We start from the raw sequence: 21,192 nt of genomic DNA, 5'->3' as shown, positions 1-21,192 counted from the left end.
GACTGTTTTCGCCGCTTGCTTGGCGGTGCGGGTAGCGATGCAAGCTGCTTACCGCACCCCAAGCGGCTGACGCCGCTTGGGAACGGAGCGAGAACTCAGCCGAGCACGGCCGTGACCACTGTGGCCGTGTCGGACAGGTCGGGCAGCACAAGATGTGCGCCCGCTTCGCGTAGCGCCTCGGCGTTGAAACTGCCCGTAGCTACGCCGACCGCCACCGCGTCGTGCGCCAGGGCCGCCGTCACGTCGTGCGGCGTATCGCCGATGACGATCACCGCTTCCGGACTGCCGTGCCGGGCCTCGGCCAGTTCCACCGCGCAGCTGACCAGATCGGGACGGTGAGCCGACAGGTCGCCGTAGCCGCCAAGGTCGAAGTCGACGTGCTCGTGCAGGTCGAACGCGGACAGCTTGTGCCAGGCGATCTCCCGGAGGTTGCCGGTGACCAGCGACTGGACGACGCCGTCGCAGGCGGCCACGGCAGAGAGGGCGTCGGCCGCGCCGGGCAGGGCGATGCCCATTTCGGTCAAGGTCGGCAACGCCTGCTCGGAACAGCTCACCAGCGCTGCCCAGAACTTGCGGATCGTCTCCTCGTCGGGCTCGATTCCGTGCGAAACAAGCATTTCCGAGGTGATCGCCCGCTCGGTGCGCCCGAAGAACCTCGGCATTTCCGACATGGTGACGCCGAGAACCTCGGTGAAGGCCTGCGCGTACCACGCCCGCCCACTGCCGCGCAGGTCGAGGAGTGTCTGGTCGATATCCCACAGCACCAGTCGATTGGTCACGTCACGACAGTACCGGGCCAATATTCAACGAACGTTGACATCGGTCCCATGACAACCCGCTGTCGTGCGGTCGTGGCCGGGAGGTCAGCCCGCGACGAAACTCAGCCGGACCCGGCGGACAGGGTTGTCCACGTTGGTGTCGACGGGGTCAGCCCGGGAGGAAGCTCAGGCGGACTCGGCGGACGGGGTTGTCCACGTTGGTGTCCACGAGGCAGATCGACTGCCAGGTGCCCAGGACCGGCATCCCGCCCAGTATCGGCACGCTCGCGTAGGGCGGCAGCAGGGCGGGTAGCAGGTGGTCGCGGCCGTGACCCGGGCTGCCGTGCCGGTGCCGCCAGCGGCCGTCCGGCGGCAGCAGGTCGTCGAGCGCGGCGAGCAGGTCGTCGTCACTGCCCGACCCGGTCTCCAGAATCGCCAGGCCGGCGGTGGCGTGCGGCACCCACACGTGCAGCAGCCCGTCGTTCGCGCCGGCCTCGGTGAGGAACGACTCGGCTTGTTTGGTCAGGTCGTGCACCGTGGGCTTGCTCCCGGTGCGCACCTCGATCTCGGTGGAGTACATGGCTACAGTCCCTTCTCCCGTCCAGTCTGGCGCGAGTCCCCCACTCCCGTCGCGCGTGTCCCACCTTCCCGTCGTGCGAGTCCCCCACTCCCGTCGTGCGTGTCCCCCACTCCCGTCGTGCGTGTCCCCCACTCCCGTCGTGCGTGTCCCCCACTCCCGTCGTGCGTGTCCCACGTACCCGTCGTGCGTGTCCCACGTTCCCGTACCGCGGGTTCCATCTTCCGGTAGACCGGAACGTGGGACACACCCGACGGGGAGGTGGGACTCGCAGGCCGCGACTTGACTACGTCCCCGGCAGAACCTTTTCTGGAAACCACGCAGGTTCTCTGGCGGAGGTAGTGCCGTGACGGACAGCGAGCCGTTGAGCGTCGGCGTCGTGCGGGAGTCCGAGCCGGGCGAGCGCCGTGTCGCACTGGTGCCCAAGCTGGTCGAACGCCTGGCCAAGCGGGGGTTGCGGGTCGTGGTCGAGTCCGGCGCCGGCAGCGGCGCGATGCTGGACGACGTCGCGTTCGAACAGGCCGGGGCGCGCATCGGTGACGCGTGGAGCGCGGACATCGTGGTCAAGGTGGCACCGCCGACGAGTGCCGAGATCTCGCGGCTGCCCTCCGGCGCCGTGCTCATCGGCTTCCTCCGGCCGTTGTCCGATGTGGACAAGATCGCCGAACTGGAGAAGGCGGGCGTCACCGGGTTCGCGATGGAGTCGATTCCGCGGATCAGCCGCGCGCAGGCGATGGACGCGCTTTCGTCACAGAGCAGCGTTGCCGGCTACCGCGCGGTGCTGGCCGCGGCGGAGCGCCTGCCCCGGTTCTTCCCGATGCTCACCACGGCCGCGGGCACGATGCCACCGGCGAAGGTGCTGGTGCTCGGCGTGGGCGTGTCCGGCCTGCAGGCCCTGGCCACGGCCAAGCGGCTCGGCGCGCAGACGACCGGCTACGACGTCCGCCCCGAGGTGGCCGAACAGGTCCGCTCGGTCGGCGCGACCTGGCTGGATCTGGGCATCGAGGCGGTGGGCGAGGGTGGCTACGCCCGCGAGCTCACCGGTGACGAGCGAGCCGAGCAGCAGCGCCGGCTGACCGAGGCGATCACGCGGTTCGACGTGGTGATCACCACCGCGCTGGTCCCCGGCCGCCGGGCGCCCACCCTGGTGACGGCCGAGGCGGTGCGCGGGATGCCGGCCGGCGCTGTGGTGATCGACCTGGCGGGAGAGACCGGCGGCAACTGCGAGCTCAGCGAGCCAGGCCGGGACGTGGTCGCGCACGACGTGACGATCTTCGCGCCGCTGAACCTGCCGGCCGACATGCCCGCCCACGCGAGCGAGCTCTACGCGCGCAACCTCACGGAGCTGATCGAACTGTTGCTGGACGACGAAGGCCGGCTTGCGCTCGACTTCTCCGACGAGATCGTCTCCGGTGCTTGCGTGGCCGTGGGCGGGGCGGCGAAAAAGGCGAAAAAAGAGGCGGAGAACAGGGGGGAGAAGGAGGGAGGGGCCTGATGCTGGTGACCAGTCTGGCGGTCCTGGTGCTCGCCGGATTCGTGGGTTTCGCGGTGATTTCCAAGGTGCCGAACACGCTCCACACGCCACTGATGTCCGGCACCAACGCGATTCACGGGATCGTGCTGCTCGGTGGACTCGTCGTGCTCGGCCTGGGAGCTCACGGCTTGCTGAACAAGGTGCTCCTGGTGATCGCGATCGCCTTCGGCACGATCAACATCGTCGGCGGTTTCCTGGTGACCGACCGGATGCTCGGGATGTTCAAAGGGAAGTCGAAGGAAAACCGATGACACCGGTTGTCGCGGTCGCGCGTGAATTTGCGGGGGAAGCATGACGACCCTGATCGACGCGCTCTATATCGTTGCCTTCGCCTTCTTCATCTACGGACTGATGGGGCTCACCGGCCCGCGCACTGCGGTCCGCGGAAACTGGATCGCCGCGACCGGAATGGTCATCGCCGTGGTGGCCACTCTGCTCACGCCCGGCATGAGCAACTGGGCGCTGATCGCGCTGGGCATCGTGCTGGGCGCGCTGATCGGAGTGCCGGCGGCGCGCCGGGTGAAGATGACCGCGATGCCGCAGATGGTCGCGTTGTTCAACGGGGTGGGCGGCGGCGCGGTCGCGCTCATCGCGTGGGTGGAGTTCCGGACGAGTGCCGGATATGCCGGCAAGCCGGAATATGTCGCGGTCGCCTCGCTGTTCGCCGCGTTGATCGGTTCGATTTCTTTCTGGGGCTCGCTGATCGCCTTCGGCAAGCTCCAGGAAATACTGCCCGGGCGGCCGATCACGCTGGGGGCGGCACAGCAGTTGTTGAACATCGTTCTGCTCGTGGTGGCGCTGGGGGCCGCCGGTTTCATCCTCGCCGGCAATGGCGCGGAAGTGTTCATGATCGTGCTGTTGCTCGCGGCCGCGGTGCTCGGGGTGATGGTGGTGTTGCCGATCGGTGGCGCCGACATGCCGGTGGTCATTTCGCTGTTGAACGCGTGCACCGGGCTTTCCGCCGCGGCGATGGGGATCGCCCTGCAGAACACCGCGCTGATCGTGGCCGGGATGATCGTCGGCGCCTCCGGTTCCATCCTGACGAATTTGATGGCCAAGGCGATGAACCGCTCGATTCCGGCGATCGTGGCCGGCGGTTTCGGTGGGGGCGCGGCGGTTGCCCGCGTGCCCGAGACACGACCGGTGCGTAGCACGAGCGCCGCCGACACGGCGATTCAACTGGCCTACGCGGGCCAGGTCATTGTGGTGCCCGGATACGGCATGGCGGTGGCGCAGGCGCAGCACACGGTGCGCGAAATGGCCGACCTGCTGAAGAAACGGGGCGTGTCGGTGGCTTACGCCATCCACCCGGTGGCCGGCCGGATGCCCGGCCACATGAACGTGCTGCTGGCCGAGGCGGATGTCCCGTACGAGCAGTTGAAGGAGATGGACGAAATCAATTCCGAGTTCGCGCACACCGACGTTTCGCTGGTGATCGGTGCGAACGACGTGACCAACCCGGCCGCGGAGACCGACCCGTCGTCACCCATTTACGGCATGCCGATTCTGAAGGTGAACGCGAGCCGGTCGGTCATCGTGCTGAAGAGATCCATGAGTTCCGGCTTCGCCGGGATCGACAACGAGCTGTTCTACGACCCGAAGACCAGCATGCTCTTCGGTGATGCGAAGTCTTCCGTGGCCGATATCGTCGAGCAGCTCAAGGCCCTTTAGATCGTTCTCCGGTGCGGGGAGGCCCGTCTCGCGACGCCGGCCGCGTGCCGGGCCTGCCCGTGCTGAACCCTATTCCGCCGCGGAGAAGACGACCGGCGGTGCCTTGCGGGTGCCGCGACGGGGCGCCTTTTCCGCCGGAGTGGTCTTCTTGCTGGCGGCCGGCTTCTTAGCGGTCGTCTTCGGCGCCGCCTTGGCCGCGGTTTTGGCCGCTGTCTTCGGCGCGGTCTTGGGCGCTGCCGACTTCGTCGTCTTCGCCGCCGGTTTCGTGGTCTTGGCGGACTTCGCGGCGGTGGTTTTCGGCGCCGTGGTCCTCTTCGCCGTTGCTTTTGCGGTCGTCGTTTTCGTTGTCGCTTTTGCCGTGGCTTTCGCCGGGGCGGTCTTCTTCGGCGCCGGCTTCGCCTTCGCCGCGGCTGATTTCGCGGGAGCGGCCTTGGCGGTCTTCGCCGCCGGCGCGGCCTTCGCTGCCGCCCTGGTGGTCCGCGGCTTGGTCGCGGGGGCCTTGGCGCCCGCCGTTTTCGCCGCCGACCGTCGTGCGCGCTTGGGTGGCGCGAGGCGGCGGGGCGCGCGTTTGCGGCCACCGGTGCGCCGCCCGTGCTCGACGTAGGCCGCGAGCACCTCGCGCAGATTTTCCGCGTTGTCGTCGGAAAGATCGATGTCGTAGTCGACACCGTCCAGGCCGAACCGGACCGTCTCCTGGGCCGGTTCGCCGTTCAGGTCGTCCAGTAATTGCACCGCGGTGTTCTTGGCCACCGAAACCTCCCGTACTCGTTCTCCGGGCAGAATACCTCCCCGGCTTGCGTCCTGCGCCCGCCTGGTGTTCGTTGGCCCGTATGACGGAAGAGACTTTCGACGTGGTCGTGATCGGCAGCGGTCCGGTCGGCGAGAACGCGGCGGCGCGCGCGGTGCAGGGCGGGCTCACCGCGGCGCTGGTCGAACACGAACGATTCGGCGGGGAATGCTCGTTTTGGGCCTGTATTCCAAGCAAAGCCTTGTTGCGTCCGGGAAACGCGCTCGCTGCGGCGAGGCGGGTGCGGGGCGTGTCGGCCGCGGATTCCCTCGACCCCACCGCCGTGTTCAAGCGCCGCGACTACTTCACCGGCAAGGGTGACGATTCGGGACAGGTCGACTGGGCGCGTGGTGCCGGTATCGAACCAATACGGGGTCACGCCCGCATCACCGGTGAGCGAGAGATCACAGTGGACGGCGAGCGGGTGCTGCGCGCCCGGCATGCGGTCGTCGTGTGCACCGGAAGTGTGCCGCGCACACCCGATATTCCCGGTCTCGCCGAGGCACCGACCTGGACTTCACGGGACGCCACCGCGTCCGGTGAAGTCCCCAAGCGGCTCGCGGTTGTCGGTGGCGGTGTGGTGGGGGCCGAAATGGCCCAGGCATGGGTGCGGCTCGGCGCGCGGGTCGATTTGATCGTGACCGGCCCCCGGCCGCTTCCCCGATATCCGGATTTCGCCGGCGACGCGGTGGCCGAGGGATTACGTGCGGACGGCGTCGAGATGCACCTGAACTCGGGCCTGACGAGGGTCTCCGATGTGGACGGAAGCGCGCGACTCGAACTGCGCGGCGGCGAGGTGCTGACCGCCGACCGGGTACTGGTCGCGACCGGGCGCCGGCCGGCCACCGACGACCTCGGCCTGGAGTCCGTCGGGCTGCCCGCCGGACGGCCGCTCGCCGTGGACGACTCCGGACGAGTGTCCGAAGTGGATGGAGGGTGGCTGTATGCGGCGGGTGACGTCACCGGGCGGGCGTTGCTGACCCACCAGGGCAAGTACGCCGCGCGCGTGGTCGGCGACGTGATCGCGGCGCGCGCGGCGGGACGCCCGGTCGAGGGGACCCCGTGGAGCCGATACACGAGCACGGCGGACCACCATGCGGTGCCCCAGGTCGTGTTCACCGATCCCGAAGTGGCCTCGGTCGGACTCGCCGGTCCGGTCGACGGTGCGCCCCATCGTGTGGTGGACATCGACATCGACGTCGCGGGTGCGAGCCTGCACGCCGACGGTTATGCGGGCAAAGCGCGCATCGTGGTGGACACCGAACGCGAAGTCCTCGTCGGCGTCACCTTCGTCGGGCAGGATGTCGCGGAGCTGCTGCACTCGGCGACCATCGCGATCGTCGGGGAAGTCCCGCTGGATCGGCTATGGCACGCGGTGCCGTCCTTCCCGACGATCAGCGAGGTGTGGCTGCGACTGCTGGAGACCTACGGGCTTTAGGTAGCCCGCTCAGGAAACCTGCACGCTCAAGGCGAGGTGAGCGACCTCGACGAGGTTCGGGTCGCTCGCCGACGAGGCGCTGTCGAACCAGGACGTGAGCACCAGGCGCACCGCCGTGCCGGTGATGGCGCTGGCATAGGCGGCACCGGCGAACTGCGGCGTGCGGCTCCATTTCCCGGCTTCCGTCGCGACGTCGGTCACGCCCCCGCCGCCGGGGGTGTCGGCGACGGCCTTGAACGCCGTTGCCGCGGTTTCGTCGCCGAAGTACACCACCGCGATGGACACCGCGACCGGCTTGCCGTCGACGGTCGTTTCGAAGCTGCCGCGCCGCATCATGGTGCAAGCCGCGCGTTGCAGGCTCGCCTGCAGATCTCCGTAGGCGTGCTCGGCGCAGCTCTGCTGGGTGCCGGACGCGCGTTCCAGGAACTGGAATCCCTGGACGGTCTGGGCGCGTGGTGCGGTCGACGGCGCAGGCTGCGCGCTGTCCCCGGAGCGCGTGGTGGCGAGCACGATGGCCGTGACCATGATCACCGCAAGCAGCCCGATCGCGGCCATCGGAAGCCAGCGCACCGTGCGCGAGTTCCGCGGTGCCGCGACGGGAGTGCGGATCTTCGGCACCGGTGCGGTGACCTCGATGGGCTTCGGCGGCGGCGCGGCCGATGGTGTGGCCGGTGCTGGAGCCGACGGTGGAGTGAGTGGTGGAGCCGACGATGGAGTGGACGGTGGAGCTGGCGGAGTCTCCGTGGTCACGGGGCCGCGCGGCTGCGCGGCCGGCGCGGGCGGTTTCGCCGGCACCGCCGGCATCGTGAGGGTGACGGCGGACAGCGGGTCCTGGCCGGGCTCGGCCGGCCCGTCGGCGAATCCCTCGGCGGTCAGTACCTCCGTGCCCAGCTGGGCCACCTCCGGGGCGAGCACCCGTAGCAGGGCGCGCACCTCGTCCACGGTGCACGGTGTGTCGCCGGAAGCCAGGGAGACGGTGGCGGCGAGCATGGTCGTCGGCGTGGGATGCAGCACGCGTGTGGTGCCGGTGAGGTCGGCCGCCGGCTGCTCGACGGTTTCGACGAACGGCCCGACCGCGACGATGGTGCCGATCGGCAGCGACTTCGGCGCCGTCTGGCGCAGCTGCCGGCAGATCGAGGACGCCTGGCTCAGCGCACTGGCCGCGGGGTGGGCGGCGCTGCCCCGCCCGACCAGCGGCCAGCCATCGGCCTTCCACTGGCCCGCGAGCGGGGCCTCCAGCTTGATCGCGGGGTCCGGCAGGTCGACGCCGAGCACGATGATCACACCGTGCGGCATCAGGACGACCGCGTCGACGGGTTTGGCGGTTGGCAACGGGCGCGGCCCGACCAGTGCGATCCCGCCGACCGCGTGGTCGCCGCGGCCGAGCGACGCGAGCGCGGCCCGGATGTCCTCGGCCACCCGAGATGGCTGCTGCCCAAGACGAACGAGCCGCATTCCACACCTCCCCGATAGGGTGAATTGCTGACGAGAGGCTAGCGAATCGGGCGGCCACCTTGGCGAGCGCGTCCCCGTGGTGGCCTGGGGGAGAAGAACTCTCTTGCGGCACAAGCTTTTGGCCGGCGGCCAGGGACTGCGGGGCGCCCGTTCGGCCGCCTCCGGCGACCGCAAGCGGACAACTCCGTGGGAAGCCCTTGACACCGGTACTCGAGGCGTGATCAGTTGACACGTCGATGCGACCCCGCGAACCACCGGCAGCGTTGCCCGTCCCGCACTAGGCCATCCGGAACGCGGGAAGGGGCGCTTCACGACGGACGATCCGTGGCGGAGCTCCTTTCTTCCCCGTTTCGGGTGCGACTGATGAGGTTCATGTGGCCAAATGGGTTAGCGCAGTGCACAATGTGCCGTAGCCACATCACAGGTCGAGACCGCCGATGCTTGCGAGGTCGTAGGGGAAGACGCCCCTCGTCGAGTAGCGGAGGTCAGCAGTGAGCACCCGTGGCAACACCCGTGGCGTGGTGTACGTCCACTCGTCGCCGTCTGCGGTTTGCCCGCACGTCGAGTGGGCCATCTCGGGCACCCTCGGGACCCGAGTCGATCTACAGTGGACGGCGCAGCCCGCCGCGCCCGGCCAGCTCCGGGCCGAGTGCAACTGGAGCGCGCCCGCCGGCACCGGTGGCAAGCTTGCCGCTGGACTCAAGGCGTGGCCGATGCTGCGGTTCGAAGTCACCGAAGACCCGAGCCCCGGGGTCGACGGCGAGCGGTTCTGCTACGTGCCCGGGCTTGGGCTCTGGCACGGCCGCACCAGCGCCAATGGCGACATCATCGTAGGTGAGGACCAGTTGCGCGCCCTGGTGAGTCAGGCCAGGGCCGGCGAACAGTTTGCCCACCGGCTCGACGAGCTGCTGGCGGTGAACTGGGACGAGGCGCTGGAACCGTTCCGGCACGCGGGGGACGGCGCCCCGGTCACCTGGCTGCACCGGGTGGGGTGAACCCGCGCACGTCGCGGGTTTTCCGAGTGGCGGGCCATCGCAGACCGGTGCGGGCCACTACTGTTCGTATATGCCCGCTGCGCCAGCCTTGTCGACGCCGCACCACCGGTGGCTCATCGCCTCGTTGATCGTCGTTGTGTCGCTGATGGTGGGCGGCGGGCTGATCACTCGCGAGCTGTACCGGCGGCCCGAGCGGCCGCCGGCCGTGGTGGTCGCGTCACCCAGCGGCACCACGCTCCCGCCGACCGAGCAGCCCGGTTCGCCCGTCGTCCAGCTGACCCCGGACGCCGCCGCGCACCCGCAGCACGAAGACGTCCGCGCCCTGTTGCAGCAATACTTCGACTCGATCAACAGCATCAACTACGAAGCATGGAAGAACACCGTGACCCGGGCCAGGGTCCAGGCCAAGCCACGCTCGGTGTGGGAGTCGGATTACCGGTCGACCAAGGACGGCAGCATCCTGGTGTACCGCATCGACTCGCTACCGAAGGGGAACCTGCGTGTGTCGCTGGCCTTCACGAGCATTCAGGACCCGTCCGCGGCGCCGAAGGAACTGCGTGCGTCTTGCCTGCGCTGGAAACTCGTGCTTCCGCTGACGCTGGAAGGCGGGCATCTCCGGGTGGATGCGGCGGTCACCGGGTCCCCCGCGCCGGAGATGTCCCGCTGCTGAAAAACCAGGAGCGCGCTCCTCGTGGGCGAGGGCGCGCTCCCGGTTGATGGAACTGACGGAACTCAGGCGGCGGTGAACAGCAGAGCGGTGTTGTGGCCGCCGAAGCCGAACGAGTTGGAGATCGCCGCGGTGAGCTCGACCTTCCGCGGCTCGCCGGCCACCACGTCCAGCTCGACCTTCGGGTCGAGGTTCTCCAGGTTCAGTGTCGCCGGCACGAGGCCGTGATAGATCGACAGCAAGGTCGCGATGCCCTCCACCGCGCCCGCGCCACCGACCAGGTGCCCCAGTGCTCCCTTGGGTGCGGTGACCACCACATGGTCACCGATCGCCTTCCGGATCGCGTTCGCCTCGCCGACGTCCCCGACCACCGTGGAGGTGGCGTGGGCGTTGACGTGGCCCACGTCGGCCGCGCTGAGCCCGGCCATGGTGATCGCGTTGGCCATCGCGGCGATCTGGCCGACGCCCTCCGGGTGGTTGCCCGTGATGTGGTAGGCGTCGGAGGTGATGCCATAGCCGGCCAGCCGCCCGTAGATCTTCGCCCCGCGGGCCCGCGCCCGGTCGGCCCGCTCCAGGATCACCACGCCGGCGCCCTCGCCGAGCACGAACCCGTCCCGGTCGGCGTCGAACGGCCGCGAGGCACGAGACGGATCGTCGTTGCGGGTGGAGACGGTGCGGGCCTGGGCGAACCCGGCGACGGTGATCGGCGCGATGCATGCGTCCGCCCCACCGGCGACGACCACGTCGGCCCGCCCGGTCTGGATCATCTGGAAGCCGTTGGCGATGCCCTCCGCACCGGAGGCACACGCTGAGGTCGGCGAGTGCACTCCGGCGCGGGCCTTCAGGTCGATGCCGACGTGTGCGGCCGGACCGTTGGGCATCAGCATCGGCACGGTCAGCGGCGACACCTTGCGGATGCCGTGCTCTTCCAGCAGATCGTCCTGCGACAGCAGCGTGAGGGGGCCGCCGATCCCGGTGCCGATGGACACGCCGAGCCGCTTCGGCTCGACGTCGGTGTGCTCGTCCGTCGGTTCGGCGAAACCGGCGTCCGCCCATGCCTGCCGCGCTGCGAGCAGCGCGACCTGCTCGCAGCGGTCAAGCCGGCGAGCCTGCACCCGGGGAATCCGCTCCGTTGGTTCCTCGGCGAGACTCGCGGCGATCCTCACCGGCAGGTCGAACTTCTCGGCCCAATCGGCTTCGAGCCGGCGGATACCGCTGCGGCCGGCGAGCAGGCCGTCCCAGGTGGACGCGACGTCCCCGCCGAGCGGCGTGGTCGCACCCAGCCCGGTGATCACGACGTCGATGTTGCTCATAAGGTTCTCCCGAGGTCACACAGGAACGAGGGTTGCCCACAACGTCTCAACCGGCAGCCGACGACCGAAATCACGGCCTGGCCACCCCAACACGTTTTGAACAACACTGAAGATTCACGGGTTCAGGCCCGGGCCTGATGGTTCAGGCGGCGTTGGCCGCGACGTAGTCGACGGCGTCGCCGACGGTCTTGAGGTTGGCCAGTTCGTCGTCGGGGATCTTGACCCCGAACTTGTCCTCGGCCTGCACGGCGATCTCCACCATGGACAGCGAGTCGATGTCCAGGTCGTCCACGAACGACTTCTCGGAGCTCACGTCGTCCTGGGCGACACCGGCGACCTCTTCGACGATCTCGGCGAGCCCGGCCAGGATCTCTTGTTTGTCCGCCACTGTTGGTTTCCCTTTCTCCCTATCTTGAGGCTTGCGCCCCGGCGAGCGGCGCCCGCCGGGGTAAGTGGTATCACGGGCAGATCATGACCTGACCGGCGTAGGACAATCCGGCGCCGAAACCCACCATCAGCACCACGTCGCCGGTCTTGGCCGTGCCCGCCTTGCGCATGTGGTCCAGCGCCATCGGGATGGACGCGGACGAGGTGTTGCCCGAGTACCTGATGTCGTCGGCGACGACCATGTCTTCCCGGGCACCCTTGGTGCGCAGCTTCTTCGCGATCGCGTCGACGATACGCAGGTTGGCCTGGTGCGGGATCAGCACGTCCACGTCGGCGGGCGTCAGCCCGGCCTCCTCCAGGGCCCGCAGCGCGATCGGCGCGATCTGGGTGGTCGCCCAGCGGAACACCGACTGGCCTTCCTGGGCCAGGTACTGGTGGTCGCGCATGTAGATCATGTCGACCAGCTCACCCGCACTGCCCCACGCGACCGGGCCGATGCCCGGCTCCTCGGCCGGCCCGACCACGGCCGCGCCGGCGCCGTCGGCGAAGATGATCGCGTTGGCCCGGTCGGTCGGCTCCACCCAGTCGGTCAGCTTTTCCGCGCCGATCACCAGCACCTTCCGCGAGGAACCGGCCCGGATGAGGTCCGAGGCGACGCCCAGGGCATAGCAGAATCCGGCGCACGCGGCGTTGAGGTCGAACGCGCCGGCCTTGGCGACCCCGATCCGGTCGGCGACCTGTGCCGCCGCGTTCGGGATGGGGGAGGGCATCGTGCAGTTCGGCACGATCACGGTGTCCACTTCGGACGGTTCGACGCCGGCGTCGGCGAGCGCGTTCCGGCCCGCCGTGACCGCCATGTCCACCAGCAGCTCGTCCTTTTCGGCGAACCGGCGCTCGACGATCCCGACCCGTTCCCGGATCCACTGGTCGTTGGTGTCCATGATCTCGGCGAGGTCGTCGTTGGTTACCACTCGCTCCGGCTGGGTGCTGCCGATGCCCATGACCCTGGTCGCGGTGGGGCCCTGCTTGAGGCGAAGTCTCACTCGCCCTCCCTCTGCAGAATTTATCTGATTTGTCTGGTTCACGCCCGTGGGCCAGGGTCACTGCCCGACGGCTTCGGCCACGGATGCGGCCTCGGCCGGAGTCTTCACCGCGACGGTCTTGGTGACCACTCCCTTGAGCTGGCGCTTGACCAGTCCGGTCAGCGTGCCGGCGGGGGGAAGCTCGATCGTGGCGGTCACCCCGAGGGAGACCAGCCCGTCCATGGTGAGGTCCCAGCGCACCGGCCGGGTCACCTGTTTGATGAGCCGGTCGAGGTATTCGGCGCCGCTGCTCACCACGGCACCGTCGGCATTGGACAGCAGCGGGCGCGTGGGGTCGGCGGGGCTGATGCTCGTGGCGTGCTCCCGCAGCGCCGCTTCGGCGGGGGCCATGTAGTCGGTGTGGAAGGCGCCGGCGACCTTGAGCTGCCGCACCTTGGTGCCCGCCAGGGGTTCGGCCACGATCCGGGCGATCGCCTCGGCCGCGCCCGAAGCCACGATCTGGCCCGCCCCGTTGCGGTTGGCGGCGGCCAGGCCGTGCTCGGCCAGCCACGCCACCACCTCATCGGGCTCGCCCAGCATCACCGCGGCCATGCTGGTCGGCTCGGCGGCGCATGCCTTCGCCATCTCCGCGCCGCGCACGGCGGCCAGTGCGACAGCGTCCTCATCGGACAGAACGCCCGCGACGGCCGCGGCGGCGAGTTCGCCGACCGAGTGGCCGGCGACCGGGGCGTGGCCCGGGACGACCTCGCGCAGCTCGCCGAACGCGAGCAGGGACAGCGCGACGATCAGTGGCTGGGCGACCGCGGTGTCCTGGATGGTCTCGGCGTCGGCCTCGGTCCCCAGGTGCACCAGGTCGAGGCCGGTGACCTCCGACCAGCGCGCGAGCTTTTCCCGGGTGCCGTCGAGGTCCAACCACGGCGTGAACATGCCAGGAGCCTGAGAACCCTGTCCAGGGGCGAGCAGTGCCGTCACGTGTCCAGAGAACACGGTGCGTGCCCATGGTCGGCATTGCCACCGGTCACCAAGTCCGCGTGGTGATGTTGTGGGGCGTCTACAAAGTTGACCAGCGAGTCGCGATGCACGAGCCGGATGCCTTGTCGGAATCGGGCATCGCTGAGGTGACTTCGATCACCGGAAGCCACCCGCGGCGGTCACCACAGGCCGCGGGCGCGGGCGAGCCTGCCGACCGTCAGCGCGACCCTGAGCACCAGCGCGTCCCGGGGGTTCGCGGCGTTGCGGCCGGTCAGCTCCGCCGCCCGCCGCAGCCGGTACCGCACCGTGTTCGGGTGCACGAACAGGGTTTTCGCGCAGGTCTCCAGCACGCCGCCGGACTCCAGGTAGGCGTCGACGGTGTGCAGCAGCGTCGGCCCCGCCGCCTCCAGTGGCGCGGCGACCTCCTCGATCAGCAGCCGTTCCGCTTCCGGGTCACCGGTCAGCGCGCGTTCCGGCAGCAGGTCGGCCGACCGCACCGGCCGGGGCGCGCCCGGCCAGCCGACCACCGCACGCAGGCCGGAAAGCGCTTCCGTGGCGCTGCGGTGCGCGCCCGCCAGGCTCGCCACGGTCGGCCCGGCCACCACCGCTCCCTCGCCGAACGCGATCGCCAGCTTGCCCAGGACCTCGCCGTCGCGCGACGAGCCGTCGGTCGGGCCGCCGGCCACCATCACCAGGCGCGAGCCCTGCACGCTGAGCAGGATCGGGCGGCCGAGCCGGGCGGCGAGCCGCCGCACCTCGAACACCACCGTCGGCGGGTCGTCCGACGAGGGCGGCCCGACCAGCACCGTGGCCTTCTCGCCCGGGTCCCAGCCCAGTGCGGCGGCGCGCGAGAGCAGGGACTCCTCGGCGTCGCCACGCACGATGCCGTCCACGACCAGCGCCTCCAGCCGGGCGTCCCACGCGCCGCGCGCCTCGGCGGCCGCGGCGTAGGAGTTCGCCGTGGCGAAAGCGATTTCCCGGCCGTAGCGGAGAATGCCTTCGATCAGCGCGGCCTGCTCGGTCTCGTTCGCGGCGAACTCGGGCAGTTGTTCCTCGAACACCTCGATGGCCAGCCGTACCAGGCCGACCGCCTGCCGCAGCCCGATCCAGCGGGACAGCTCCTGCGGCGCGCTGCGGAAGGCCTCGGTGGTGAGCTTCAGCGCCTCCTGCGAGTCGCGCAGCCAGTCGACGAAGCCCGCCGCGCCGGTCTGAGTGATCATCAGCACGCTGGCCCGCTGATCGGCGGGCAGCCGGCTGAACCAGGGCAGGCGCTGCTCCATCGCGACGACGCTGGCGGAGGCAAGTCGTCCCGACGCGCGTTCGAGCCGGCGCAGAGTCTTGGCGGACAGGCCGTGATGTTTCGTCGCGGGCCGGGCGTTCGTCTGGGTCATGATGTCGTCGATGGTATGCCGCGGCACAGTGAGAGTCTGGTGGCCTACGCGCCCAGCCGATCCCGTGGCCAGGGCCCGCCTGGAGAGCGATCTTGCGGTTTCGCTGTTCGGAGCCCTGCCCCCGACATCGGCTACCTTCGGATGGCGCGGGTGCGACTTGCCTTGGCCGGCAGTCCTGCCGAATCACCAACAGGCTCTGATGCGAGGCCGCCCGGCGCGATGCGAGTTTTCGCGACGCCGGGCGGCCTCATCTCCCCGGTCCCCACCGGTGAATCCACTATGGACCTTCTCGATCTTCCGCCGCTACCTGACTCACCCAATCGTGGAACAATGTTCAACACCGCGCCGGTTCGCGGCACTCGTTGGAGTGCCGACACGGGCACCTCCAGGCTGTGAGCAGCGTCCCATCCCGGTCCGAGCCCGGCCGGGCCGGGAATTGACGGCCGGGACGGCCCGTTGATCACGCCATGGACTTCTTGCTGTGGTTGTTCAAGACGCGCGATCGACGAACGCGTCTACGGACCATGACCTGGCAACGCACACCCGGCCATCGTGCCCCGGCGGCCCGCAGCCGCGTTCGCGAAGCCTCCGGCGGCGCGTTTCAACTCGCCGACGCAAGAACACGGACTTTTGAATGAGCTTCCTGCTCCATCACGGGCTTACGGTGTTCGGACAGTGGATCTCCGTCGCCGAGTTGCTCGGGCAGCTGTTCGCGCTGGCCGTGGTCTTCCTGGCGGACCGGCGCCTGTTGTGGACATGGCCGGTGCAGGTGGGCGCGACGGTGCTGCTGTTCGCGGTCTACGTTTCGGCGCACCTCGGCGGGCTCGCCGCGCGCCAGGTGGCCATCCTGCTGATCTCGGTCTACGGCTGGTGGGCCTGGACGCGCCGGCGCGACCCGCTCTACGGCGTGGTGGTGCGGCGCGGCCGGCCGGTGGAACGGCTGGCGATGGCCGGGCTGTTCGGCGCCGGCACGGTCGCCATGGCGCTGCTGCTGCAGGCGCTGGACGCGTCCTGGGCACCGTGGCCGGATGCCGCGATCTTCATCGGCACCCTCGTCGCCTTCGGCGCCCAGGGAATGGGCCTGGTCGAGTTCTGGTTGGTGTGGCTGGTCGTGGACGCCGTCGGCGTGCCGCTGCAGCTGGCGTCGGGCCTGTACTTCTCGGCCGCCATCTACCTCGTTTTCGCCGGGCTGGTGATCCACGGCTGGTGGAGCTGGAGCCGCACGGCGAACCGGCTGAACACCAGGGTTGTCGCCGCCTCCCGCTGACGATCCTCCCGCGCCACGCTCAGCGCAGCGTGGCGTGGGAGGGCCGGAGGTCGTCGAGGGTACGGACACCCAGCAGCTGCATGGTGCGCACGATCTCGGCGCGCAGGATGTCCACGCAACGCTGGACGCCGCGTTCCCCGCCCGCCATCAGCCCGTACAGGTACGCGCGGCCGATGAGGCAGGCGTCGGCACCCCGGGCCAGCGCGGCGACGATGTCGCCGCCGGAGAGGATGCCGGTGTCCAGCCAGACCTCGGCGTCGCCGTTCACGCTGTCCAATGTGGATGGCAGCAGCTCGAGCGGGGTCGGTGCGCGGTCGAGTTGACGCCCGCCGTGGTTGGACAGCACCACCGCGTCCGCGCCGTGCTTGACCACATCCCGCGCGTCGTCGGCGTTCTGGATGCCCTTGACCACCAGCTTGCCCGGCCAGTTCTCGCGCACCCAGGCCAGATCGTCGAAGCTCAGCGTGGGATCGAACAGCTTGTTGATCAGATCGGCGACCGTTCCGCCGAACGACTGCAGCGACGCGAACTGCAGCGGTTCGGTGGTGAGCAGGTTGAACCACCAGTGCGGGTGCGTCGCGCCGTCGAGGACGGTACGCAGGGTGAGGGTGGGCGGGATCGTGAGGCCGTTGCGCACGTCGCGCAGCCGCGCCCCGGCGACCGGGGTGTCCACGGTGAGCAGCAGCGTGTCGTAGCCCGCCGCGTCGGCCCGCTGCATCAGGTCCAGCCCCGCCGCGTGGTCCCGCCACACGTAGAGCTGGAACCACTTGCGGGCCTGCGGCGCCGCCTCCGCGACGTCCTCGATCGACGTGGTGCCCATGGTGGAGAGCGCGAACGGGATGTCCTCACGCTGCGCCACGCGCGCCACCGCGCGCTCGCCCTCGTGCTGCATCATGCGCGTGAACCCGGTCGGCGCGAAGGCGAACGGCAGCGCTGAGCGCTTGCCGAGGATCTGCCGGCCGGTGTCCACATCGTCGACACCGCGCAGCACGTTGGGATGGAACTCGATTCGCCGGAACGCCTGCCGCGCCCGGCGCAGGCTGTCCTCCAGCTCCGCGGCCCCGTCGGTGTAGTCGAACGCCGCGCGGGGGGTGCGCTTGCGGGCAATGGTGCGCAGGTCGGCGATCGTGTGCGCGTTCGCCAGCCGGCGCTCGGTGGGATTCAGCTTGAACGGCTTCGGTCGCAGAATCTCGCGGAGCTCGCTGGGCCTCGGTACCCGCCGTGTAGTCACACCGATCATCCTAATCGCCAAGTCGGCCGGGTCACCCCGGTCGGCCGAGGCCGACCGGAGTGACCCGGACCACAAGCTGTTTCGCCTGGGGCCTGCGACCTCAGGCGTTTCCGGAGTCGGACAGCTGCGGGCCGGCGGCCGACACGTCGTGGATGCGGTAGCGCCGGGTGGCCTCCACGACCGTGGCCTGCGGCACCTCGCCCCGCCGGGCCAGCCCGGTGAGCACGGCGACCACGATCGACTCCGCGTCCACCAGGAAATGCCGCCGCGCCGCCGGGCGGGTGTCGGAGAAGCCGAACCCGTCGGTGCCGAGCGTGATCATGTCGTTGGGCACCCACGGCCGGATCAGGTCCGGTACCGCGCGCATCCAGTCCGACACCGCCACCACCGGGCCCGCGGCGTTCTCCAGCGCCTTGGTCACGTACGGCACACGGGGCGAGTCGGCCGGGTGCAGCAGGTTGTCCCGGTCGATCTCGACGGCCTCGCGCCGCAGCTCCGACCACGACGTCGCGGACCACACCGCGGCCCGCACGCCCCACTCATCGGCCAGCATCCGCTGCGCCTTCAGCGCGTCCGGCATGGTCACGCCGGAGACCAGGATCTGTGCCTCGGGGCCGGTGCCCGCCGGGGCGTCCGCGTAGCGGTAGAGGCCGCGCAGCAGCCCGTCGACGTCCAGGTTCTCCGGTTCGGCCGGCTGCTGGTACGGCTCGTTGTAGACGGTCAGGTAATAGAACACGTTCTCGCCGTTGCCGTCCGGGCCGGTCTCGCCGTACATCCGGCGGAGCCCGTCCCGCACGATGTGCGCGATCTCGAACGACCATGCCGGGTCGTAGGCGACCACCGCGGGGTTGGTGTGCGCCAGCAGCAGCGAGTGGCCGTCGGCGTGCTGCAGGCCCTCACCGGTCAGCGTGGTGCGGCCGGCCGTGGCGCCCAGCACGAAGCCGCGCGCCATCTGGTCGGCCGCCGCGTACAGCCCGTCGCCGGTGCGCTGGAACCCGAACATCGAGTAGAAGATGTAGATCGGGATCATCGGCTCGCCGTGCGTGGCGTACGAGGTGCCGACGGCGGTGAACGACGCGGTCGAGCCCGCCTCGTTGATGCCCTCGTGCAGCAGCTGCCCGTGCTCGGATTCCTTGTACGCCAGCATGAGGTTGGCGTCCACCGAGGTGTAGGTCTGCCCGTGCGGGTTGTAGATCTTGGCCGTCGGGAACATCGAGTCCAGGCCGAAGGTGCGCGCCTCGTCCGGGATGATCGGCACCACCCTGCCCCCGATCTCGGGGTCCTTGGCCAGCTCCCGGACCAGCCGGACGAACGCCATCGTGGTGGCGACCTCCTGCTTGCCCGAGCCCTTACGGACCGCCTCGTAGGCCTTGTCGCCGGGCAGCACCAGCGGCTTGGCCCGGTTGCCCTTCCGCTGCGGCAGGAACCCGCCCAGCGCCCGCCGCCGGCCGATCATGTACTCGATCTCCGGGGAGTCCGGGCCCGGGTGGTAGTACGGCGGCAGCTTCGGGTCGCGCTCCAGCTCGGCGTCGCTGATCGGAATGCGCTGGGCGTCCCGGAACAGCTTGAGATCGTCGAGCGTGAGCTTCTTCATCTGGTGCGTGGCGTTGCGGCCCTCGAACGCCGGGCCCAGCCCGTAGCCCTTGATCGTGTGGGCCAGAATCACCGTCGGCTGCCCGTGGTGCTCCATCGCCGCCTTGTACGCCGCGTAAATCTTGCGGTAGTCGTGCCCGCCTCGCTTGAGGTTCCAGATGTCGGCGTCGGAGAGTTCCTTCACCAGCTCCTTGGTGCGCGGGTCGCGGCCGAAGAAGTGCTCCCGCACATACGCACCGTCGTTGGCCTTGTACGTCTGGTAGTCGCCGTCCGGCGTGACGTTCATCAGGTTGACCAGGGCGCCGTCGCGGTCCGCGTGCAGCAGCTTGTCCCACTCGCGGCCCCAGATGACCTTGATCACGTTCCAGCCGGCGCCGCGGAAGTAGGCCTCCAGCTCCTGGATGATCTTGCCGTTGCCGCGGACCGGGCCGTCCAGCCGCTGCAGGTTGCAGTTGATCACGAAGGTGAGGTTGTCCAGGCCCTCGCCGGCCGCCACGTGGATCAGGCCGCGCGACTCCGCCTCGTCCATCTCGCCGTCGCCGAGGAACGCCCACACGTGCTGGTCGCTGGTGTCCTTGATGCCGCGGTCGCTCAGGTAACGGTTGAATCGCGCCTGGTAGATGGCGTTCATCGGGCCGAGCCCCATGGAGACCGTCGGGTACTCCCAGAAGTCCGGCATCAGCCGCGGGTGCGGGTACGAGGGCAGGCCGCCGCCCTCGCCGCCGTGCGAAAGCTCCTGGCGGAACCCGTCCAGCTGCTGCTCGCTCAGGCGGCCCTCGAGGAACGCGCGGGCGTAGAGGCCCGGGGACGCGTGGCCCTGGATGAAGATCTGGTCGCCGCCGCCGGAATGGTCCTTGCCGCGGAAGAAGTGGTTGAAGCCCACCTCGTAGAGCGCCGCCGAGGAGGCGTAGGTCGAGATGTGCCCGCCGACGCCCACCCCGGGCCGCTGCGCGCGGTGCACCATGATCGCCGCGTTCCACCGGATGTAGGCGCGATAGCGCCGTTCGACCTCCTCGTCCCCGGGGAACCAGGGCTCGTTCTCGGTCGGGATGGTGTTGACGTAGTCCGTGGCCGTCAGCGGGGGAACGCCGACGTTGCGCTCACGGGCGCGTTCCAGGATCCGCAACATTAGGTAACGGGCCCGCTGCTGACCGCCCCTGGCGAGCGCCTCGTCGAAGGAGTCCAGCCACTCGGCGGTCTCCTCGGGGTCGATGTCGGGAAGGTAAGCGGCCAGGCCGTCGCGGATCACGCGTACCCGCTCCGGGGCCCGCTGGGTGGCGCTGCGGTCGTTCTCGGGGGCCAAGGGATCTCCTCGCCTTGCTGCTATCCGGGGGTCACTGTGTGGGCGGGGCACGCTCGCCCTGCCCTTATCGTCGTCTTTTCTCCAGCTTCGCGTCACCGCTACTCGGCGGTAACGTCACCCGCTTTGTCGCGATTCACGCGCGCGCACGCGCGTGGAACAACATCCACCCTAGGCCAGGGTGGTGGGCGTGGTGCTGATTGGCCGTGTGAATCCAGTCCCGGAGGGTGTCGGTGTGCCCGTACCCTGCGATACGAGTTGGCACCAGATCCGGTGTGGACGGTTGCGTCCTGGGCTCCGGCCGTGTTCGCTAGCCCCATCCGTGTATGAAGGGTGATGGGGCACCCCATCCCACCGACAGTAGTTGGAGGAGTGAAAGCAGTGGTCGCCGCTGGAGACGCTGAGTACCGCAGCGTCGCCGAGAGGCTTGGGATCAAGCCGGACATGGTGGTTCAGGAGATCGGTTGGGACTCCGACGTCGATGACGACCTGCGCGCCGCGATCGAGGGACATATCGGTGGCGACCTCCTCGACGAGGAAGCCGACGAGGTCGTCGATGTCGTACTGCTGTGGTGGCGGGAGGACGACGGTGACCTGGTCGACGCGATCATGGACGCGCGGGCTCCGCTGGACGAGAACGGGGTGATCTGGGTCCTCACCCCCAAGACGGGGCAGCCCGGCCACGTCGAACCGAGCGAGATCGCCGAGGCGGTGCCGACCGTCGGGCTGGCCCAGACCTCCAACATCAGCGTCGGCCCGAACTGGGCCGGCACGAAGTTGGTTTCCCCGAAGTCGAAGACCAAGCGCTGACCA

Annotated in this window: 19 protein-coding genes; 8 read left to right on the top strand and 11 right to left on the bottom strand. The window is 69.6% G+C overall.

The window, feature by feature from the left end; translation table 11 throughout:
• Positions 1–95 precede the first annotated feature (95 nt).
• Complete coding sequence (locus A3CU_RS0128815) at positions 96–779, bottom strand: HAD family hydrolase (protein WP_245617384.1); 684 nt, start codon at positions 777–779, stop codon at positions 96–98.
• 148 nt (positions 780–927) lie between these two features.
• Complete coding sequence (locus A3CU_RS0128810; protein ID WP_027945208.1) at positions 928–1,338, bottom strand: secondary thiamine-phosphate synthase enzyme YjbQ; 411 nt, start codon at positions 1,336–1,338, stop codon at positions 928–930.
• A gap of 343 nt (positions 1,339–1,681) precedes the next feature.
• On the opposite strand from A3CU_RS0128810, the gene A3CU_RS47135 reads away from it, so the two are divergent.
• The 3 genes from A3CU_RS47135 to A3CU_RS0128795 are packed head-to-tail and all read left to right on the top strand — an operon-like array spanning position 1,682 to position 4,540.
• The gene (locus A3CU_RS47135; RefSeq protein ID WP_052372350.1) at positions 1,682–2,830 is read left to right on the top strand and encodes a Re/Si-specific NAD(P)(+) transhydrogenase subunit alpha; all 1,149 of its coding nucleotides are present in this window, start codon (positions 1,682–1,684) and stop codon (positions 2,828–2,830) included.
• The gene (locus A3CU_RS0128800) at positions 2,830–3,120 is read left to right on the top strand and encodes an NAD(P) transhydrogenase subunit alpha part 2 (RefSeq protein WP_027945207.1); all 291 of its coding nucleotides are present in this window, start codon (positions 2,830–2,832) and stop codon (positions 3,118–3,120) included. The genes A3CU_RS47135 and A3CU_RS0128800 overlap by 1 nt, the downstream gene beginning before the upstream one ends.
• 40 nt (positions 3,121–3,160) lie before the next feature.
• A complete protein-coding gene (locus A3CU_RS0128795; RefSeq protein ID WP_027945206.1) occupies positions 3,161–4,540 on the top strand; it encodes an NAD(P)(+) transhydrogenase (Re/Si-specific) subunit beta in 1,380 nt (459 codons plus the stop codon).
• A gap of 69 nt (positions 4,541–4,609) precedes the next feature.
• On the opposite strand, the gene A3CU_RS0128790 is transcribed toward A3CU_RS0128795, so the two are convergent.
• Positions 4,610–5,290 carry a histone-like nucleoid-structuring protein Lsr2 gene (locus A3CU_RS0128790; RefSeq protein WP_211246541.1) on the bottom strand — a complete coding sequence of 227 codons (681 nt, stop codon included), beginning with the start codon at positions 5,288–5,290 and terminating at the stop codon, positions 4,610–4,612.
• An 80-nt stretch (positions 5,291–5,370) separates the two neighbouring features.
• On the opposite strand from A3CU_RS0128790, the gene A3CU_RS0128785 reads away from it, so the two are divergent.
• A complete protein-coding gene (locus tag A3CU_RS0128785) occupies positions 5,371–6,765 on the top strand; it encodes a dihydrolipoyl dehydrogenase family protein (protein WP_156960602.1) in 1,395 nt (464 codons plus the stop codon).
• A 9-nt stretch (positions 6,766–6,774) separates the two neighbouring features.
• On the opposite strand, the gene A3CU_RS0128780 is transcribed toward A3CU_RS0128785, so the two are convergent.
• Complete coding sequence (locus tag A3CU_RS0128780; RefSeq protein ID WP_027945203.1) at positions 6,775–8,220, bottom strand: hypothetical protein; 1,446 nt, start codon at positions 8,218–8,220, stop codon at positions 6,775–6,777.
• Positions 8,221–8,711: 491 nt separating this feature from the next.
• Here A3CU_RS0128780 and A3CU_RS0128770 point away from each other — a divergent pair, with 491 nt between their 5' ends.
• Positions 8,712–9,215, top strand: a complete 504-nt coding sequence (locus tag A3CU_RS0128770; protein WP_027945202.1) for a DUF3145 domain-containing protein — start codon at positions 8,712–8,714, stop codon at positions 9,213–9,215.
• A gap of 70 nt (positions 9,216–9,285) precedes the next feature.
• Positions 9,286–9,885 carry a hypothetical protein gene (locus A3CU_RS0128765; protein WP_052372348.1) on the top strand — a complete coding sequence of 200 codons (600 nt, stop codon included), beginning with the start codon at positions 9,286–9,288 and terminating at the stop codon, positions 9,883–9,885.
• 62 nt (positions 9,886–9,947) lie between these two features.
• Here the strand turns inward: A3CU_RS0128765 and A3CU_RS0128760 are convergent, their stop codons facing one another.
• From A3CU_RS0128760 to A3CU_RS0128740, 5 genes are all read right to left on the bottom strand, one after another.
• The gene (locus A3CU_RS0128760) at positions 9,948–11,195 is read right to left on the bottom strand and encodes a beta-ketoacyl-[acyl-carrier-protein] synthase family protein (protein ID WP_027945200.1); all 1,248 of its coding nucleotides are present in this window, start codon (positions 11,193–11,195) and stop codon (positions 9,948–9,950) included.
• Positions 11,196–11,337: 142 nt separating this feature from the next.
• Positions 11,338–11,583 (bottom strand): acyl carrier protein, encoded by a 246-nt coding sequence (locus tag A3CU_RS0128755; protein WP_027945199.1) that lies wholly within the window; start codon positions 11,581–11,583, stop codon positions 11,338–11,340.
• A gap of 70 nt (positions 11,584–11,653) precedes the next feature.
• On the bottom strand, positions 11,654–12,583 hold the full coding sequence (locus A3CU_RS0128750) for a beta-ketoacyl-ACP synthase III (RefSeq protein WP_052372367.1): 930 nt from the start codon (positions 12,581–12,583) through the stop codon (positions 11,654–11,656).
• 99 nt (positions 12,584–12,682) lie between these two features.
• Entirely contained in the window at positions 12,683–13,612 is a 930-nt protein-coding gene (locus A3CU_RS0128745; protein WP_084143894.1) for an ACP S-malonyltransferase, read from the bottom strand.
• Positions 13,613–13,776: 164 nt separating this feature from the next.
• Positions 13,777–14,988, bottom strand: a complete 1,212-nt coding sequence (locus tag A3CU_RS0128740; RefSeq protein WP_027945196.1) for a PucR family transcriptional regulator — start codon at positions 14,986–14,988, stop codon at positions 13,777–13,779.
• A 634-nt stretch (positions 14,989–15,622) separates the two neighbouring features.
• On the opposite strand from A3CU_RS0128740, the gene A3CU_RS0128735 reads away from it, so the two are divergent.
• Entirely contained in the window at positions 15,623–16,255 is a 633-nt protein-coding gene (locus tag A3CU_RS0128735; RefSeq protein WP_027945195.1) for a nicotinamide mononucleotide transporter family protein, read from the top strand.
• Between the two features lie 19 nt (positions 16,256–16,274).
• Here the strand turns inward: A3CU_RS0128735 and A3CU_RS0128730 are convergent, their stop codons facing one another.
• Positions 16,275–17,486 carry an alpha-hydroxy acid oxidase gene (locus tag A3CU_RS0128730; RefSeq protein WP_027945194.1) on the bottom strand — a complete coding sequence of 404 codons (1,212 nt, stop codon included), beginning with the start codon at positions 17,484–17,486 and terminating at the stop codon, positions 16,275–16,277.
• Positions 17,487–17,586: 100 nt separating this feature from the next.
• Complete coding sequence (gene aceE / locus A3CU_RS0128725; protein ID WP_027945193.1) at positions 17,587–20,382, bottom strand: pyruvate dehydrogenase (acetyl-transferring), homodimeric type; 2,796 nt, start codon at positions 20,380–20,382, stop codon at positions 17,587–17,589.
• 378 nt (positions 20,383–20,760) lie between these two features.
• On the opposite strand from aceE, the gene A3CU_RS0128720 reads away from it, so the two are divergent.
• Positions 20,761–21,189 carry a DUF3052 domain-containing protein gene (locus tag A3CU_RS0128720; RefSeq protein WP_027945192.1) on the top strand — a complete coding sequence of 143 codons (429 nt, stop codon included), beginning with the start codon at positions 20,761–20,763 and terminating at the stop codon, positions 21,187–21,189.
• Positions 21,190–21,192 lie beyond the last annotated feature (3 nt).

The sequence above is a fragment of the Amycolatopsis taiwanensis DSM 45107 genome (assembly GCF_000519205.1).
Classification (GTDB): domain Bacteria; phylum Actinomycetota; class Actinomycetes; order Mycobacteriales; family Pseudonocardiaceae; genus Amycolatopsis_E; species Amycolatopsis_E taiwanensis.
The sequence above is the reverse complement of the archived record's forward strand: the minus strand, read 5'-3'. Positions and strand labels throughout refer to the sequence as shown.

Excerpts from the sequence above, each read along its gene's own strand:
- A3CU_RS0128765 (WP_052372348.1), top strand. The coding sequence starts at position 9,286 with ATGCCCGCTGCGCCAGCCTTGTCGACGCCGCACCACCGGTGGCTCATC.
- A3CU_RS0128760 (WP_027945200.1), bottom strand. The coding sequence starts at position 11,195 with ATGAGCAACATCGACGTCGTGATCACCGGGCTGGGTGCGACCACGCCG.
- A3CU_RS0128740 (WP_027945196.1), bottom strand. The coding sequence starts at position 14,988 with ATGACCCAGACGAACGCCCGGCCCGCGACGAAACATCACGGCCTGTCC.
- A3CU_RS0128735 (WP_027945195.1), top strand. The coding sequence starts at position 15,623 with ATGAGCTTCCTGCTCCATCACGGGCTTACGGTGTTCGGACAGTGGATC.
- A3CU_RS0128750 (WP_052372367.1), bottom strand. The coding sequence starts at position 12,583 with ATGGGCATCGGCAGCACCCAGCCGGAGCGAGTGGTAACCAACGACGAC.
- A3CU_RS0128810 (WP_027945208.1), bottom strand. The coding sequence starts at position 1,338 with ATGTACTCCACCGAGATCGAGGTGCGCACCGGGAGCAAGCCCACGGTG.
- A3CU_RS0128780 (WP_027945203.1), bottom strand. The coding sequence starts at position 8,220 with ATGCGGCTCGTTCGTCTTGGGCAGCAGCCATCTCGGGTGGCCGAGGAC.
- A3CU_RS0128785 (WP_156960602.1), top strand. The coding sequence starts at position 5,371 with ATGACGGAAGAGACTTTCGACGTGGTCGTGATCGGCAGCGGTCCGGTC.
- A3CU_RS0128800 (WP_027945207.1), top strand. The coding sequence starts at position 2,830 with ATGCTGGTGACCAGTCTGGCGGTCCTGGTGCTCGCCGGATTCGTGGGT.
- A3CU_RS0128795 (WP_027945206.1), top strand. The coding sequence starts at position 3,161 with ATGACGACCCTGATCGACGCGCTCTATATCGTTGCCTTCGCCTTCTTC.